Below are 17,161 nucleotides of genomic sequence, written 5' to 3'. Positions count from 1 at the left end.
TAGGAGGGCCTATGAGCAGTTTTGATGAAATACAAAATCGAGAAGCGGGTTTGCATAAGAAATTATCCGCAAAACAGATGGGAATGATTGCAATTGGTGGAGCGATTGGTACAGGGCTGTTCATGGGAAGCAAGTTTGCAATTAGCTTTGCTGGTCCCGCTGTCATCGTGAGCTATGCCATTGGTGGCTTAATCGCATTTGCTATTATGGCTTGTTTGGCTGAGATGACAGTTCAGCATCCTACGTCAGGCTCATTTGGAGCATATGCTGAGCATTATGTAAGTCCTCTTGCTGGGTTTTTAGTCCGTTATTGTTATTGGGCATGTATTGTATTAGCGGTCGGTACAGAAATTACAGCAGTAGCTGACTATATGAAATTATGGTTTCCCCATGTAGGTTCTTGGGTCTGGATTGCGTTTTTCTCGCTAACTTTGCTTGTGGTTAATGCATATAGTGTTAAAGCTTTTGGATTGGTTGAATATTGGTTTTCGACAATAAAAGTCTTTGCAATTATTGTATTTATTCTTTTAGCAATTGGTATTTTGACTCAAAGTCATGGAGGAACAGAACAGGTTCTCTCTAATTTAACCGAGCATGGTGGCTTTTTTCCTCATGGTTTTAGTGGGGTCTGGATCGGAGTAATCATTTCAATATTTAGTTATTTAAGTATAGAAATGATCGCTGTTGCGGCTGGTGAGGCTAAAGATCCGGAAAGAGCCGTTAAGAAAGCTTTTAAAAGTACTGCAATTCGCTTAATCCTATTTTATTTACTGTCTTTATTTCTCATTGTGGCACTTGTTCCTTGGACAACTTTAATTGGAGCCGATGCGACCAGTCCTTTTGTGATGGTAATGAAAATTGTAGGTATTCCATATGCGGACAGTATTTTAAATTTTATTGTAATTGTCGCAGCCCTATCCGCCATGAATAGTATGTTGTATATCTCAACACGTATGCTATTTAGCTTGTCACGCGCAGGTGATGCACCGAAATTATTTGGTCGCATTAGCCATAATGGCGTACCAATTAACGCATTGCTATTGTCAGCAGTGGGTATTGGGATCGCGAGTATTGTTTATACCATTAATCCGAGCTCGGCATTCCCGATCATGATTGCTTTATCTATGTTTGGTGCACTGTTCACATGGGGCAGTATTTTTGTTACTCATATGTGTTTCAGAAGGCACATGGCACGAAAAGGCCAGCAATTAAAGTTTAAGGTTCCAGCGAGCCAGTTAATTTCACTATTGGGGTTAATCGCAATTTTAAGTATCACAGTCACCACATGGTTTACCAATGAATTTAAGTCAACTGTACAATTTGGGGTGCCATTGGTTGTTGTGCTTACGGTTTTTTACTATTTAAAACGCTCGTCAGCCAAGCTTGCTTTAAATGCTCATGAAGAATCGTTGAAGTGAGAGACCTATGAGACTCTATGACAATGCTAGAACTGTGGCCAATGAACATGAGATATTGGCAGAATTTCAACGAACAAGTTTACAGAGCTACCAAGAGTTTATTCATATTGCAGATATTCAATATGGGACGCACCCAAGGTCAACCTTAGATTTATTCCCATTAGAGCAAGCCAAAAAAACTGTTATTTTTATTCACGGTGGTTATTGGCAATGGTGTGATAAATCAGATTTTGGATTCATCGTACCGTATGTTCTAGCAAAAGGAGCCCAGTGTGTTCTTTTAGAATATGATTTGGCACCACAAAGCAAAATTTCAGATATTGTTTCTCAAGTTAATCAAGCTCTCGATTTTATTCGAGAGCAAGACTGGAGAACCGATGAGATGGTTCTGGTGGGGCATTCAGCAGGGGCGCATCTGGCTGCTTTGTCATTAGGCCATCCACTCATATCTGAGATGGTGTTGTTAAGTGGAATTTATGACTTAAGGCCTATACAAAGTACTCATTTAAACTATGCTCTCAATCTTTCAAGCGAAGATATCTTAAAATATAGTCCTATTCATCACAGTGATCGAGTCACTATTCCGTGTTCAATTTTCTGTGGTGAACTTGAGCTCGAAGAGTTGAAATGGCAAAGCCAAAATTATTTTGATATTAAAAAAGAGCAAGATCAGGATTTTGTTTCTTTTAAGCTTATTCCTAAAATTAATCATTACTCTATTTTAGAACACTATTTTAAGTCGATATTAGTTTAAGCAGTCGAATTACAATATATGCAATGTGATTGTATGAGTAATTAATTTTATAGAAAGATAAAGTGTGAGGTGAATCACATCTTAACCTGTTTTTTTATAGAAATTATTTATTGTTGTTGACCTAACAGTGGAACTTAATTAGATTAAAAAGATAGTGCTTTCTCACTAGACAATAAATTGTTTAGCTGTTGTTTAGTTGAGTTTTTAAGTCCGTAGCTTCCCAAGATGCGGACTTTTTTATTTGACTTTTAAAAACAATAAGATAAAGGGTGATATAGCTATAATATCTATCCAAAGATTAATATGAATGAATAAGATAGACCTGTGATAAATAAGAAATAAATTAGGATTTTTTCATGATTTAACTCGAATTATCATTTAATAAGTAGATTAATTAAAATATAAGCTGACTTATCATTCATGAATTTGTCATATAGGCTTGATAAATTATAAGAAAATAAAAGTTATAAGAATAATTAAATAATATATATAGCATTTGAAAGTAATTGATTTAGTCGGTTCTCATGAGTTGGTTTTTTTATTTATAAAGGAGCCTTTATGAAAGTACAATATTTTGAAGGTGGTATGTATAAACATATGTGTCCAGGTTGCGGGTATCTTCACTATATTCCTGTACATTATCCTTTTTCTAATGGTAACCAATGGACTTTTAATAATAATTTGGAAAAACCAACTTTTGATCCGCTCATAATTATGTGTGGGCATTGTAATTACTTTATTAAAGGTGGGTTTATTTAATATAGTGTTAACTGTAGACATCATTTAGCAGGATGTACGGTTGAGTTGCCAGAACTAAAATTAAAAAATTATCGGTTTTATTAATTTTAGTATTTGTCTATATATTTAAGATCATTTAAAAATTTATAGAATCGGTAAGTAATAGAGACTTTAGTAATATATCTTTACATATTTAATACTGAATATGTATAGTTAAAGAAATTGTAAATTTATTTTGGTTGAAGCTAGGATTGAAATTTGCAAAAATTTATATAACTCAACGTTTTATATTTTATTTATGGATATCTGGAAATTTTTAAGAAGTTTTAATACCATTGGAACATACCTCACTATTTCTACATTTATATTGTTTTTAATGATTATATTTTTTTACATTATACATCCCAGCTAATCTAAATTATCAATAGAATAAAATAATCTTCGACTTTTTAATTTATTTGAATTGGTTCTCACTTTTAATAGAAAAAGATAAGAGTATTGTATAGACCCAAGTTTTATGAAAATATAACTTGGTTATAATACATGGAGAATATAATAAAAATTCCTTTCTAAAAAAATTTAACCTCTAAATATAAAGACTGTACTGATCATAACAACGATGTCTGAAGTAAAAAATATGGAGATTTTTTATGAAATTTTGCCAAATATCGGCTGCTTTCTTATCAATGGCCGCCGTCAATCTAGTCCATGCAGCACCTGCTACAACAAATTCTGTACCAACTTTTTTGGAAGCTAAAGGAATTATTAAAAACCAATATATTGTTATTCTCAATAAGGATGTTGGTCCTTCTAATGATTTTGCACAAAGTATTGCTAAACAACATGGGGGAAAGATATTACAGACTTATGATACTGTACTTAAAGGATTTGCAATTTATTTACCCGATGTTGCGGGTAGTGCTTTTGTTGAAGCTATGAAAAAAAATCCCAAAGTTCTTTCAGTAGAAAATGATACAGTCATGAAAATTGATGCAACTACACAAAGCAATCCAGATTGGGGCTTAGATCGTATTGATCAGAAAACCTTACCTTTAAATTCAGCTTATTCATATTTACAAACAGGCTCAGGCACAACAGCTTATATTGTTGATACGGGAATATTATCTACACATCAACAGTTCTCTGGACGAGTATTAAGTGGCTATACCGCGATCTCTGATGGAAATGGTACAACGGATTGTAATGGACATGGTACTCATGTAGCAGGAACAGTTGGTGGCAGTACGTATGGTGTTGCTAAGAACGTAAGTTTAGTACCAATACGAATTTTAGGATGTGATGGGTCTGGTGCTTCGAGTAACGTGATTGCTGGGTTAGATTGGATATTAAAAAATGGTAAAAAGCCAGCCGTGGTGAATATGTCTTTAGGCGGAGATGCGAACACATCCTTAGATAGCGCAGTAGAAAATTTATTTAATAACGGTTATGTGATGGTTGTCGCTGCAGGAAATTCTAATACAGATGCATGTAGTTCTTCTCCAGCAAGAGTGAGTAAAGCAATTACTGTCGCTGCTACAGATGATACTGATACACGAGCGAGTTATTCTAATTATGGAAGCTGCGTTGATATTTTTGCGCCGGGAAGCCAGATCAATTCTTCATGGATTGGGAGTAATATCGCAACTAAAGTTTTAAATGGAACGTCAATGGCTACTCCACATGTTGTTGGTGTTGTAGCTGAAATGTTGCAAAGTACCCCTACAGCAACACCTCAGACAATCTCAACTAATCTGTTAAATCAAGCAAGTAGTAATGTGGTAAAAAATCCTTCTGGTAGCCCAAATCGATTGTTATATAAATCACCTTAATAAGAAGTATGTCTTGAAATTGGAAAAGGTCCTGAAGGACCTTTTTTAGATTTTTGCATGAGTACCATATTTATCAATCATGATTGAACTGGCTTCATTTAAACCGCGAACCGTTACCTGAATACCGTTCTTTTGAAATTTATTTACTACTGAATCTAGCATAGCAACTGAAGTCACATCCCAAATATGAGAGTGGGTAAGATCAATAATGACTTCTTTAATTTCTTCTTTAAAGTTGAAACGTTGCATAAATTTTTCAGATGAACTGAAAAATATTTGACCTCTTAATTCATATAGACGAGCTTGATTCTCGAATGAAGGTTCTATACGAATATCATTTTCAAGTTTATTTACTAAGAAAAGTGCTGAAAGTAATACACCCGTTAACACACCTAGCGCTAAGTTATGGGTAGCAACCACTACAATAACGGTAGCGATCATAACGACATTACTACTTTTAGGATTATTTTTAAATTGAGTGAGAGAGTTCCACTCAAAAGTACTGATCGATACCATAATCATGACTGCAACCAGAGCAGCCATAGGAATCACTTTTAACCAATCACTTAAAAATACCACTAAAATAAGTAAGAATATGCCTGCGCAGAATGTGGATAAACGTGTGCGACCACCCGATTTTACATTAATCATTGATTGACCAATCATGGCACAACCAGCCATGCCACCCATAAAACCTGAAGCAATATTTGCGATACCTTGACCTTTACATTCTTGAAATTTATCACTAGATGTATCTGTCATTTCATCAACGATTGTTGCAGTCATCATTGATTCAAGTAAGCCAACCGCGGCAAGGGCTAAAGAATATGGAAGAATAATAAGGAGGGTTTCTAAATTTAAAGGAATATTCGGAATTAGAAATATAGGTAAAGTATCTGGTAATGATCCCATATCACCCACTGTTCGAACGTCAAAACCTAAAAAAATAGCGAGTAATGTGACCACTACAATACAAATAAGAGGTGAGGGAAAGAACTTTCCAATTTTTGGAATATAGGGGAATAGATAAATAATTCCTAAGCCGATTGCTACTAATAAGTAGACATACCATGTCACATTTACCAATTCTGGTAATTGAGCCATAAAGATGAGTATGGCGAGGGCATTAACGAATCCAATAACCACCGATTTAGAAACAAAACGCATGAGTTTGGCGAGTTTGAAATATCCAGCTAAAATTTGTATGACACCGGTTAAAATAGTTGCTGCAAATAAGTATTGAAGCCCATGGTCCTTTACGAGCGTTGTCATAACCAAAGCCATTGCACCTGTAGCCGCCGAAATCATAGCGGGACGACCACCTACGAAAGAAATAATAACGGCAATACAAAAGGATGCATATAAACCGACTTTAGGATCTACGCCTGCAATAATTGAAAATGCAATTGCTTCTGGAATTAAAGCAAGACCCACAACAAGACCGGAAAGAATATCTGCGCGGATATTAGAGAACCATTGTTCTCGGAAATTCGATAACATGAGAAATAGCCTAAGTTCTAAATTTTGAAAGGCTAGTGATGTGATATACCAACACAAGCGACTACACCACATCACTAAACAGTGATGAGTTATTTACAATGGAAAGGGTAAATAAACTTAAGGTGGCGTAAGTGTCATAGGTATAGATAGTTTGAGGCATCTAAAAGTGCCCGAAGAATAGCATAAGTTTTTAAGGCTGACTAACCTAAGTCGACTAAACCAATTTAATCATAATTCTTCATTTCAGCTTTCGGCATTGAGGTAAATTCATTCGCAGGCATATCTAAGAAAAAATCTTTTGCTTCAGAATGAGTGCAGTTGAACCAATCATTTCTAAGATCGTCTGGTATTACAATAACTGAGCGTTTTTCATCATCCGGTTTATGAAATTGTTTCATAAAAGGGTGATGATCAGCATTGATTGTTAATAGCGACATTGACCTCACTTTCTGTTCATCAATAAGTGTTTCCTCAAAGATCGCAGCTAGTGTAAAAGGTTGCCCATCTTGCCGGAAAATACCATACCAATGTGCTTTTCCATTGATATATTTAGGTTCATAAATGGCTTCAACAGGAATAAGCGCAAATTGGTCATTTAACCAAGCATGTTTAAAAGAGCGCTTTTGTTGTACTGTCTCTGTTCTGGCATTATAAGTTGCATATTTGAAAGCAATTTCTTTGGCATAAGGGGGAAGCATTCCAAATTTAGCTTTTCTCCACTCAAGCTCATTTTCATTCGATAAAATGAGTGGGCAATCATCACTTGGGTAAATATCCATCTTATATTCAAAAGTGGGTTCAAATAAGTCTAATTGATTGGCATGTGTTTTCTTAATAGGTTTAAAGTTTGCACACATAAGACACCTTCGTTGTAAAAATAGGTCTTAATTACAGCTTCTAACTTTTAGTCTTTAATGATGTATATTTTTATAATTAGAATTGTCTCTTTGAGTATTAATTTTTAACTATCAATTACTTCATTAATAAATATTTATTTAACTCATGGCCATTTCAAAAAAGTTTTAGATATAAAATGAATAGAATAGATAAATCGTATAGTTAAGTTGCTCATCTTAAAGAGAGTTTATTCAATTTTAATAGCTACTTTTATGCAACAGAGCCTTTCAGAAATTTAGATTTTAATAGATTCGTTATTCATCATAATACAAATCATATAGAGAACTCGTACAAACCCTTTATTAGAGGTTTAAAAATTCTCGGAAAATTTTGACAATTTATAAGGTGGACACATGAATAAACATTTATTGGCTAAAATTGCTTTATTAGGCGCTGCTCAGCTAGTTACACTCTCGGCATTTGCTGATGTTCCTCTAACTCCATCTCAATTTGCTAAAGCGAAATCAGAAAACTTTGACAAGAAAGTTATTCTATCTAATTTAAATAAGCCACATGCTTTGTTGTGGGGACCTGATAATCAAATTTGGTTAACAGAGCGCGCAACAGGTAAGATTTTAAGAGTGAATCCAGAGTCGGGCAGTGTAAAAACAGTTTTTCAGGTGCTTGAGATTGTGAATGATGCTGATGGACAAAATGGTTTGTTAGGCTTTGCTTTCCATCCTGATTTTAAAAATAATCCTTATATCTATATTTCAGGTACATTTAAAAATCCGAAATCTACAGATAAAGAACTACCGAACCAAACGATTATTCGTCGATATACCTATAACAAGTCAACTGATACGCTTGAAAAGCCAGTCGATTTATTAGCAGGATTACCTTCATCGAAAGACCATCAATCAGGTCGTCTTGTTATTGGTCCAGACCAAAAGATTTACTATACGATTGGTGACCAAGGGCGTAACCAGCTTGCTTATTTATTCTTGCCAAATCAGGCACAGCATACGCCGACTCGACAAGAGTTGAATGGCAAAGACTATCATACCTATATGGGTAAAGTACTACGCTTAAATCTTGATGGAAGTATTCCAAAAGATAATCCAAGTTTTAACGGGGTGGTTAGCCATATTTATACGCTCGGACACCGTAACCCACAGGGTTTAGCATTTACTCCAAATGGTAAATTGTTGCAATCTGAACAAGGTCCAAACTCTGACGATGAAATTAACCTCATAGTTAAAGGGGGTAACTATGGTTGGCCAAATGTAGCGGGTTACAAAGATGATAGTGGCTATGCCTATGCAAATTATTCGGCAGCAACCAATAAGTCACAAATTAAAGATTTAGGGCAAAACGGAGTAAAAGTAGCGGCAGGTGTACCTGTAACGAAAGAATCTGAATGGACTGGTAAAAACTTTGTACCGCCGTTAAAAACTTTATATACCGTGCAGGATACTTATAACTATAATGACCCAACGTGTGGGGACATGACCTACATTTGCTGGCCAACAGTCGCGCCGTCATCTGCTTATGTCTATAAGGGTGGCAAAAAAGCAATTGCTGGTTGGGAAAATACGTTGTTGGTTCCATCTTTAAAACGCGGTGTTATTTTCCGTATTAAGTTAGATCCAACGTATAGTGCGACTTATGATGATGCGGTACCAATGTTTAAAAGCAACAACCGTTATCGTGACGTGATTGCAAGTCCAGATGGAAATGTTTTGTACGTGTTGACTGATACAGCCGGAAATGTCCAAAAAGATGATGGCTCTGTAACGAACACATTAGAAAACCCCGGGTCTCTGATTAAATTTACATATAAAGCTCAGTAACACAGGCCATTAAAAAACCGATCTACATAAGATCGGTTTTTTTAACTTAAGAAAAATTATTCAGTTACGACTAATACCGGTAAATGAATTTCTCCTAAAAGAGCTTGAGTCACACTTCCTAAGAAGAACTTTTTAAACCCTTTTCGACCATGAGAACCAATCACTAATAGGTCTGCTTTGAGTTCAGTAGCGGCTTTAATAATTTCTGTATGAATTGTTTGACCCTCAACAATTTTTGTTTCAACAGAAATTCCATGTTGGCTAAATTGTTCTTTCGCTTGGTCTAAAATACCCTGAATAGATGCTCTAGCTTTATTAAAGTAATCCTGTGCTAATTCTGTACTATCAATGAATTCTACAGAAATAAAAGGATCTATAGTAAGCGCATATACTAGAGTCACTTTACTACCAAAGGCCTTAGCAAGTGCTGCTGCATGATTGACAGCAATAAGTGAAGTAGGAGAACCATCGACTGGAACCAAGATATGGTGATAACTCATATATTGCTCCTTATTGTCCTGTGACAATGTATGGTGCCAAAACACCGATTTATTATCTTTATGCTTATATTATGAACAATTTTTGAAAGATTATTGTTTATTTTTAGTATGGAGAAAAGTAAGAGATTTTATTAAAAATTTTATCTTAAAGCGTGATAATGACTTTCTAAGTAAGGTTGATTCTGTTTAAGTATTGAAATGACTTGATTAGCATCTATAGCAGATTCAAACAAAAATCCTTGGCCTATACTATATCCAAATTGTCGAAGTAGTTCTTCTTGTTCAGGGGTTTCAATTCCTTCTGCAATGAGCCCCAGTGATAAATTTGGAGCGAGTAGTCCAATTGCTTGAACAATCGCATAAATTGATGGGTCATGTTGCATCTTTTGTATAAAACTACAGTCTACTTTTAAACTGTCAATTGGATAGTCACGGATATGGGTAAGTGATGAAAAACCTGTACCAAAGTCATCTAGAGCAATATGTACGCCATGTTGCTTCAATTTATTAAGTGCACGGATCACATACTCTGAACCTCGATCGCCCAGCATATGTTCAGTGACTTCTACTTCAATATAATGTGTTGGAATTTGAAATTGATTGATCTTTTTCAAAAGCCGTTCAGCATAGTTGTCTCTTAAAAACTCAACTGGAGCAGCATTGAGTGAAACAGGAAGGGGTTTAATACCAAGATCTATCCATTTTGCGATGTCGCGTAAAACTTGATGTTGCATCGTTTCACCGATTTTACTCGCTAAATTATAATCTTTAAAAGCTTCTGCAATTTGAGAAGGATAGCCTCTTTGAGCGGAAGTTGTATGCCATCGTAATAACGCTTCAAAACCTACAACACGATGAGTTTTTAAATCTACTTTAGGTTGATAGTAGGGCTGAATAGTATGATGACGAATAAGCTGACGTGCTAAATTAAGCTGAGAAGCGACTGTTTCGGTCATTTGCATCATGCATGGGTCATACATGCGAATACCACCACGACCACGTGCTTTTAAATCATGCAATGCCATATCTGCACAACTGAGTAAACCTGATTGGTCGATGGCATCTTGAGGATAAATCGCACAACCAATACTCATACCACCATTTAGAACATTGCCTAAATAGGTAATAGGTTGATTCAGCTGCTGAAGTAAGATTGCGGCTAAGTCACGCACATCACTTTCAGATTTAAGGTTATTAATAATAACCGCAAATTCATCTCCACCCAGTCTTGCGACAAAGCATCTTTCATCATCAACACAATGACTAAAACGTTTGGATAAAACTTTTAAAAGATGGTCGCCTGCGCTATGCCCTAATGTGTCATTAATATGCTTAAAATGATCAAGGTCAATTAATAGTAAACCTACACTTGTTTGGCTATCTTTTGAATATGCAAGAGTCCGTTTAAGCTGAAATTTAAATGAACGCCGATTACATAATCCAGTCAGTTCATCTCTTTCACTCATATTTCTAAGTTGGTTTTCTGCCAGATGCTGTTGAGTGACGTTACGTGATACACACAGTATTTGTATGATTTCACCATTTTCCCGATGAATCGGGGTCAACATATTATCCCAATATTCGGGGTCCTGATCTGGTAAACAACTCATTCCAGCGAATCTGGCAACTTTGCCTTGAAGGGCTTTTTTTAAAGCGACACGTCCACGTTTACGAATATGAGGTGGCAATAGCTCAAGCCATTTCATCCCAAATTTTGTTTCATCGACAGGAACACCTAGAGCGAGGCATCCTGATTTATTCATATGAGAAACGGTGCCGTCTACATTTAATACTTTAATGCAATCTACACTAATGTCTAACATTTGATTTTGTATTTCAATATTCTTTTGCAGGTTTTGTTGCTCTTGAATATCGTGATCAATATCTAAAAAGCTGACATACCATTCGCTGGCTAAAGAAGAGCCGCGATATTTGGATGCTTGAATGGAAAGTTTGCACCATCTATATTGATTGTCTCTTTGTAAAAGTCGACATTTTAATTCTATTCTTTTTTGCAGGCGAATTGCCTCGAGCCATCTATTTTTGACTTCGTCTAAATCGACAGGAGATATAAAATCTAACCATTGCTGAGGTAATGGAGAAAAAGTATCCTGCCAATATTCTGTACACTCTACATTGCAATATAATATCAAGCCATTTTCATCACTGACCCAAGTCGGTAGTGGAATCTGCTCAACAATAAAATGCTTTTGGGTGTTGTTCGACATTGAAGTCATAACATGCCTAGAAAGATTGTATGGGCGGGTAATCTAATTATTACTCATTATTGTAATCTTTCTGTAGTAATCAAAACAGTAATAAATAAATTCTAACTGTCTTTTTTTTGAACTAAATTTGAGATCTTAAATAAATTATATACTTAATATTTAATTTATGTTTTTGTTATTTATTGATTTTTATCTGTCTTAAGTTAAAAAAAGATTTATGCTTATTTTTGTAAAAAACTTATTAAAACAGAAGCTTATATTTGTCTATGCAGAACTATTTTAATAAAAGCCATGAAAATAAATTATAAAAATGAGAAGGATTAAATTGTGAGGATTAAAATCTTAATAAGCCAAAATTTAACCACTATATATAAAGACGGGGAGGTTTTTAAAAGTCTGAATAAATACAATAACCACTATTAAGTTTACAAAAGTAATATAAAATAAAGGCTTATATTATCGTAAAATTCTTTCCATCAAGAAGGATATATATTTCCTTTTTGTGCATTTTATAGCCTACATTTTCCCCAAGATGTAGGTTTTTTTTATCCTTAATTTTTGACTTTATAATCTTTAAATATTAAAAATAAAAAAAAGCCAAATGGCTTTTTTATGCAGTTTCAGGTTTTTTCAACTCTTGTTGAATATAAAGATTCATATAATATTGTTCAATATAATCATCAGCATAGTTGTTTGCTAAGGTCTTTGTTGCCACTTGTTCATGTTTTAAATAGCAGTTTGATTCAAGGTCTTTTTCAAGTACCCACCATTGACGGTTAATACGACGCACTTGAAACTTGTCACTTTTGTATTTTCTTTTAGCCATTTTCAAAAATTTGCTATGCAGTTGTTGAAAGAGAATTTCTACTGGAGTTAAGGACTCAAGTCAACAGATGACAAGTTAATTGCTTATTTTATGTGAAGTGTTGTTTCTATCAATACCCAGACGAGAGCTTAAAATAGAAAAGCTCTCCTAAGAGAGCTTAATAAGATATCTATGCTATTTTTAACGAGAAAGATTCTTTAAAAGTAATTTTAAACTTTCCATCATTTTTTCTAATTGCAGAGGGGTGATACCTTCGAATGATTGTTCAAGTACTACGCTGGTTAGATCGTTAATCTTATTGATCATTTCAGTACCTTTGTCTGTAAGTACTACGCGGGTGATTCGACCATCGGTCTGACAAGAATAAGTTTCCACCAAACCTTCATCTTTTAAACGATAAACAATCTTGGTGGTTGTCGACATTTTTGAAATAATCATATCTGAAAGTTCAGAAACACTTGCATGGGGCTTACTACTTAAAGCCAACATAATGCGTCGACGTGAGTTATCTAAACCATATTTTTTTAAAGCATTATCAATGTTTTGTACATATTGAGCATGTACTTGAGTAATCCAATAATATGGAAAATCTTCAAGAGTAAAAGATTCTGTTGTAGGTAAAAAACGCGCATACTTCTTTGTCATTGACTTTTCCCCATACCTTGGTGGATCGCATTTCTGGTGAACTATCTTTAATAGTTGAAAAATATAGTTTCATCAAGCAAGTTATATCAGGACTTTACTTGGTGAGCAAAATTTATATAGCTAAATTTAACAATGACATGGTTTAAAGGACCTTGTCTTGATAAGTTTTCCTATACTTTGCACAAACTAAAAATACTCTTCTACTATGGTCAAAGTTTGTTGAAAGTTAATGTGACTTGATAAGTCATAGCCATTAATTCCTTAAAATCTTTGAACAGATATACAAGATTGCATCTAGGCTTGCTTGATCGTTAATTGAACGATATTGGCTTACAAGCGCATCGTAGAAAAAAAATTATGATTTGAACGTGGCATTGAACGAGATAGTTTTTGTCTCTAAAGTCATAATTATGAAAAATTAAGACATTTAAATAATAAATATTTATAAGTATCAATTACTTGTTTTGTTGTGTGATTTGTGAAATTTACCATACATTTAACATGAATCATCTATTATTTAGTGAAATAAATTTGATTTATTTGTTAAATTATTGATTTTTATATATAAAATTAAATAGCTGGTGGAATGGGGAACCTTATATATTTAGCTTTTTTGTCTATAAATTATATTTTTAATAGCTCTTACTTTATATGATTGCTTAATTGTTACTCTAATAAATTGTATTTTAATTGTTATTTTTTGTTTCATTTATTATAGTGCGCACTCCAATAAATACTGATAAAACTTTTGGCTTAAACATGAAAAAATTATTACTTACTTCGTTGATTGCTTTAACTTTGGGAATTAATGGTTGTGCAACTATTGTTTCTGGTTCTTCACAAACAGTCACTTTCACTAGTGTTCCAGAGTCTGCAACAATTGAGATTAAAAATCGTAAAGGAGTAAAAATCCATACTGGTCAAACTCCAGCCACTGTAAGCTTGAAAAAAGGAGCTGGTTATTTTAAACCTGAAAGCTATCAGGTGAGTTTTAGTAAAGCAGGTTATCAAAGTAAAACTGTAGAGGTTACTGGGACATTAAGTGGTTGGTATTTTGGTAATATTCTTTTTGGCGGTTTAATTGGAATTTTAATTGTAGATCCTGTAACGGGTGCAATGTTTAAATTGGCTCCAAAAGATGTAAATACAGTTTTAGAGTCTCAGAATTTATCTTCTAAATCGCAAAAAGAGCCTACTTTAACTGTAATGTTGGCAGAGGACGTGCCAACACAGATTATGGCAAGAGCTATTCAAATTAAGTGATATGAATAATATAAAATTGATTATTGAATATTCTTCAATTTAAGCTTTTGTAATTAAGCATATAAAACTTATAGAAAAGGGAGAATTTATATTCTCCCTTTTCTAATTATGCTGTGGTCACAATTTTTTCTTCTATTTTTTTCTTAACAATCGCATAGCTTATGCCTGTAACGATACTACCTGCTGCAATGGCAGCGAGATATAGCCAAGCATGGTTAATTGCATTGGGAATTAAAAGGACAAATACGCCGCCGTGAGGAGTAACTAATTCGCAATGGAATAATGCAACAAGTGCTCCAGTTACAGCACCACCTAAAATGCAAGTTGGAATAACACGCATTGGGTCTTTAGCTGCAAAGGGAATAGCACCCTCGGAAATAAAACATAAACCTAATACGAAAGCAGCTTTTCCGGCATCTTTCTCTCCTGTACTAAATTTATTTTTAGCAATGAAAGTTGCAATAGCCATACCAATAGCAGGGACCATACCGCCCGCCATTGTTGCTGCCATTGGCATATATGTATTTGTTGTCAACAATCCGACAGTAAAAGCGTAGGCCGCCTTATTGATTGGACCGCCTAAATCTATACACATCATGCTTGCTAATATAATTCCCATTAACACAGCATTTGTTGTACCCATGTTATTTAAGAAATCTTTCATTAACTCGAAAATATGTGCTACAGGTTGTCCAACCACATAGAACATAATCAGACCGACAAATAATGTACCTAATAATGGAATAATTAAAATTGGTTTAAGTGCCTCTAAACTTGTAGGAAGTTTAAGTTTTTTAGCAATAAATAGTGCGATATAACCTGCAAGAAAACCTGAAACAATACCGCCTAAAAAACCGGCTTGTAGTTGAGAGGCGAGTAACCCTCCAATTAGACCAGGTGCAAGACCAGGGCGATCAGCAATTGAGTAGGCAATATAACCCGATAACATTGGGACCATGAGCATAAATGCAGCGGCACCAATTTGTTTTAATATGGCGGGTAAGCTACCTGCTTGTTCAGCAGCATTTAAGCCAAAGCATAACGAGAGAGCAATTAACAGACCTCCAGCCACCACCATAGGCAACATAAAAGAAACACCAGTTAAGAGGTGTTTATATACGCCAACCTTTTCGGTTTTATCTTTATTTTCTGTCGATGCTTGTTGCTTACCTTGTTCTAAAACTTGTGCATTGCTGATGGCTTCAGCAAAGGCTTTATCTGTTTGCTTTAGAGCAAAGCCAGTACCACACCGATAAACACGCTTTCCTACAAAACGGTCTGTGTTAACTTCAATGTCAGTCGCAAGAATCACTATGTCCGCTTCAGCAATAGCTTGAGCTGATAAAATATTTTTTGCACCGACAGAACCTTGTGTTTCTACTTCAATCTCATACCCAAGCTTTTCTGCACCTTGTTGTAAAGCTTCGGCAGCCATAAAAGTATGGGCAACACCCGTAGGACACGCAGTGATTGCTACAAACTTTTTAGTAGTAGTTACTGCCAAGCTATTATCACTTAGCCAATCTTGAGCTGGCTTAAAGTGATCTAAGGCAGTTTGGAAAGCTGTATGAGCATCATTTTTTATCTCTTCAATGCTAATGAAAGATAATGGATGTGTACCAAAACTATTAAGATCTTTCGGGCGTTGTCCAACAACAATGACTTGATCAAAGTTTTCACTTATTTCGAATTCATCAAGCGAAATAATGTTATTTGGATAACCCTGTTGGGATGCGACTTGTGCAAGTTTTCGAGCTAAAATCAAAGCATTGACTTGCTGTTGCGGACTATTAATGACAAATAATAAATGTTTAGCAGTTAGCATCAGATTCACTCAATGAATTGATTGTGGTTTGGGCTTTTAATTGGTTTAGCGTTTCGGCATTGGGAATACGAAAGCCAATTTGTGTGACAGCATGGCTTGCGATTGCGGTAGCAGTTTTTAATGTTTCTTCATCAGAGAAGCCATTTATTAAGCCATGAATCATACCAGCTAAAAGAGAGTCACCTGCACCAACAGTACTTTTAACTACTACTTTAGGGGCTTTGGCATGAAGTGGGTGAGTGTTGTGTAGCCAGTTTACACCGTCTTCGCCCATTGAAATAACGACATGTTCAATTTTAGCTAAGTTTTCAAAAAGCTTTTTTTGTTCAGTATAAGTAGCGGCAGGAAGTTGATAACTTTCTACTAACTCATCTGTGTTTGGTTTGATCATCCATGGTTGACATTCAATTGCAGCGACCAATGCTTTACCACTTGTATCAAGTGCAACTTTTTTCCCTTGCTGTTGAATGAGCTTAATAAGTTGCTGTAATTCATCAACACTAAAACCTTGTGGAAGGCTCCCGGCAATGGCAACTACATCTACTTGTGGCAAAATCATTTCGATTTTTTGAAAGAGGTTCTTTTTATCTAGTTCAGAAACTAAGAAACCTTTTCCATTTAAATCGGTCATACGCCCAGAATGTTCAGCAATTTTTATATTTTGACGAGTCTCGCCTTCAATATAAATAAACTCAGGTTGGAATTGAGCTTCTTTAAAATGATCATCAAAAATTTGTCTGTTCGTTGTTCCTAGAAAGCCAGAAACAATAACTTCATGCCCCAAATCTTTTAAAACTTGTGCAATATTTAACCCTTTACCTGCTGCATGTATTTCTACAGATTCTTGGCGATTTACCTCACCAACCTGTAACTCATTGAGTTGTATCGTTACATCAATTGCAGGATTTAAAGTAATTGTTAAAACTTTAGCCATTACTGTTCCTA

General features: G+C 34.9%; 14 protein-coding genes and 1 pseudogene. 7 read left to right on the top strand and 8 right to left on the bottom strand.

Going from position 1 to position 17,161, the window contains the following annotated elements; translation table 11 throughout:
* Window positions 1-11 precede the first annotated feature (11 nt).
* The 5 genes and pseudogenes from F886_RS13360 to F886_RS13345 all read left to right on the top strand — a co-directional run bounded on the left by F886_RS13360 (window position 12) and on the right by F886_RS13345 (window position 4,739).
* Window positions 12-1,418: an amino acid permease gene (locus F886_RS13360; protein ID WP_005306247.1), complete on the top strand. Its 1,407-nt coding sequence runs from the start codon at window positions 12-14 to the stop codon at window positions 1,416-1,418.
* Between the two features lie 7 nt (window positions 1,419-1,425).
* Window positions 1,426-2,172 (top strand): alpha/beta hydrolase, encoded by a 747-nt coding sequence (locus F886_RS13355; RefSeq protein ID WP_005306244.1) that lies wholly within the window; start codon window positions 1,426-1,428, stop codon window positions 2,170-2,172.
* Window positions 2,173-2,730: 558 nt separating this feature from the next.
* A pseudogene (locus F886_RS13350) lies at window positions 2,731-3,015 on the top strand (DUF6527 family protein).
* 193 nt (window positions 3,016-3,208) lie between these two features.
* Window positions 3,209-3,322, top strand: a complete 114-nt coding sequence (locus F886_RS20565; RefSeq protein WP_228129972.1) for a hypothetical protein — start codon at window positions 3,209-3,211, stop codon at window positions 3,320-3,322.
* Between the two features lie 238 nt (window positions 3,323-3,560).
* On the top strand, window positions 3,561-4,739 hold the full coding sequence (locus tag F886_RS13345) for a S8 family peptidase (RefSeq protein ID WP_005306239.1): 1,179 nt from the start codon (window positions 3,561-3,563) through the stop codon (window positions 4,737-4,739).
* Window positions 4,740-4,784: 45 nt separating this feature from the next.
* Here F886_RS13345 and F886_RS13340 read toward each other — a convergent pair whose 3' ends face one another.
* Both F886_RS13340 and F886_RS13335 read right to left on the bottom strand, forming a co-directional pair.
* Entirely contained in the window at window positions 4,785-6,239 is a 1,455-nt protein-coding gene (locus F886_RS13340) for a SulP family inorganic anion transporter (RefSeq protein ID WP_005306236.1), read from the bottom strand.
* A gap of 224 nt (window positions 6,240-6,463) precedes the next feature.
* Window positions 6,464-7,096, bottom strand: coding sequence for an SOS response-associated peptidase family protein (locus F886_RS13335; RefSeq protein ID WP_005306233.1), 633 nt, complete (start codon window positions 7,094-7,096; stop codon window positions 6,464-6,466).
* Window positions 7,097-7,489: 393 nt separating this feature from the next.
* Here F886_RS13335 and F886_RS13330 point away from each other — a divergent pair, with 393 nt between their 5' ends.
* The gene (locus F886_RS13330; RefSeq protein WP_005306230.1) at window positions 7,490-8,929 is read left to right on the top strand and encodes a glucose/sorbosone family PQQ-dependent dehydrogenase; all 1,440 of its coding nucleotides are present in this window, start codon (window positions 7,490-7,492) and stop codon (window positions 8,927-8,929) included.
* A 56-nt stretch (window positions 8,930-8,985) separates the two neighbouring features.
* On the opposite strand, the gene F886_RS13325 is transcribed toward F886_RS13330, so the two are convergent.
* The 4 genes from F886_RS13325 to F886_RS13310 all read right to left on the bottom strand — a co-directional run bounded on the left by F886_RS13325 (window position 8,986) and on the right by F886_RS13310 (window position 13,128).
* Window positions 8,986-9,429, bottom strand: coding sequence for a universal stress protein (locus tag F886_RS13325; RefSeq protein WP_005046644.1), 444 nt, complete (start codon window positions 9,427-9,429; stop codon window positions 8,986-8,988).
* 140 nt (window positions 9,430-9,569) lie between these two features.
* Window positions 9,570-11,666 (bottom strand): sensor domain-containing protein, encoded by a 2,097-nt coding sequence (locus F886_RS13320; RefSeq protein WP_005306227.1) that lies wholly within the window; start codon window positions 11,664-11,666, stop codon window positions 9,570-9,572.
* A gap of 601 nt (window positions 11,667-12,267) precedes the next feature.
* Complete coding sequence (locus F886_RS13315) at window positions 12,268-12,483, bottom strand: hypothetical protein (protein ID WP_005306224.1); 216 nt, start codon at window positions 12,481-12,483, stop codon at window positions 12,268-12,270.
* 180 nt (window positions 12,484-12,663) lie between these two features.
* A complete protein-coding gene (locus F886_RS13310) occupies window positions 12,664-13,128 on the bottom strand; it encodes a MarR family winged helix-turn-helix transcriptional regulator (RefSeq protein ID WP_004791909.1) in 465 nt (154 codons plus the stop codon).
* A gap of 759 nt (window positions 13,129-13,887) precedes the next feature.
* Here F886_RS13310 and F886_RS13305 point away from each other — a divergent pair.
* Complete coding sequence (locus F886_RS13305) at window positions 13,888-14,391, top strand: hypothetical protein (RefSeq protein WP_005306220.1); 504 nt, start codon at window positions 13,888-13,890, stop codon at window positions 14,389-14,391.
* 106 nt (window positions 14,392-14,497) lie between these two features.
* Here the strand turns inward: F886_RS13305 and F886_RS13300 are convergent, their stop codons facing one another.
* Window positions 14,498-16,216, bottom strand: coding sequence for a fructose-specific PTS transporter subunit EIIC (locus F886_RS13300; protein WP_005306217.1), 1,719 nt, complete (start codon window positions 16,214-16,216; stop codon window positions 14,498-14,500).
* Complete coding sequence (gene pfkB / locus F886_RS13295) at window positions 16,203-17,150, bottom strand: 1-phosphofructokinase (protein WP_005306215.1); 948 nt, start codon at window positions 17,148-17,150, stop codon at window positions 16,203-16,205. The genes F886_RS13300 and pfkB overlap by 14 nt, the downstream gene beginning before the upstream one ends.
* Window positions 17,151-17,161: the final 11 nt, after the last annotated feature.

The organism is Acinetobacter sp. NIPH 542 (assembly GCF_000369825.1).
GTDB classification, from domain to species: domain Bacteria; phylum Pseudomonadota; class Gammaproteobacteria; order Pseudomonadales; family Moraxellaceae; genus Acinetobacter; species Acinetobacter oleivorans.
Note: the sequence above shows the minus strand (reverse complement) of the source record. Positions and strands in the feature narration are given on the sequence as shown.

Coding starts and splice junctions, on each gene's coding strand:
- F886_RS13360 (WP_005306247.1), top strand. CDS start 12: ATGAGCAGTTTTGATGAAATACAAAATCGAGAAGCGGGTTTGCATAAG.
- F886_RS13355 (WP_005306244.1), top strand. CDS start 1,426: ATGAGACTCTATGACAATGCTAGAACTGTGGCCAATGAACATGAGATA.
- F886_RS20565 (WP_228129972.1), top strand. CDS start 3,209: ATGGATATCTGGAAATTTTTAAGAAGTTTTAATACCATTGGAACATAC.
- F886_RS13345 (WP_005306239.1), top strand. CDS start 3,561: ATGAAATTTTGCCAAATATCGGCTGCTTTCTTATCAATGGCCGCCGTC.
- F886_RS13340 (WP_005306236.1), bottom strand. CDS start 6,239: ATGTTATCGAATTTCCGAGAACAATGGTTCTCTAATATCCGCGCAGAT.
- F886_RS13335 (WP_005306233.1), bottom strand. CDS start 7,096: ATGTGTGCAAACTTTAAACCTATTAAGAAAACACATGCCAATCAATTA.
- F886_RS13330 (WP_005306230.1), top strand. CDS start 7,490: ATGAATAAACATTTATTGGCTAAAATTGCTTTATTAGGCGCTGCTCAG.
- F886_RS13325 (WP_005046644.1), bottom strand. CDS start 9,429: ATGAGTTATCACCATATCTTGGTTCCAGTCGATGGTTCTCCTACTTCA.
- F886_RS13320 (WP_005306227.1), bottom strand. CDS start 11,666: ATGACTTCAATGTCGAACAACACCCAAAAGCATTTTATTGTTGAGCAG.
- F886_RS13315 (WP_005306224.1), bottom strand. CDS start 12,483: ATGGCTAAAAGAAAATACAAAAGTGACAAGTTTCAAGTGCGTCGTATT.
- F886_RS13310 (WP_004791909.1), bottom strand. CDS start 13,128: ATGACAAAGAAGTATGCGCGTTTTTTACCTACAACAGAATCTTTTACT.
- F886_RS13305 (WP_005306220.1), top strand. CDS start 13,888: ATGAAAAAATTATTACTTACTTCGTTGATTGCTTTAACTTTGGGAATT.
- F886_RS13300 (WP_005306217.1), bottom strand. CDS start 16,216: ATGCTAACTGCTAAACATTTATTATTTGTCATTAATAGTCCGCAACAG.
- pfkB (WP_005306215.1), bottom strand. CDS start 17,150: ATGGCTAAAGTTTTAACAATTACTTTAAATCCTGCAATTGATGTAACG.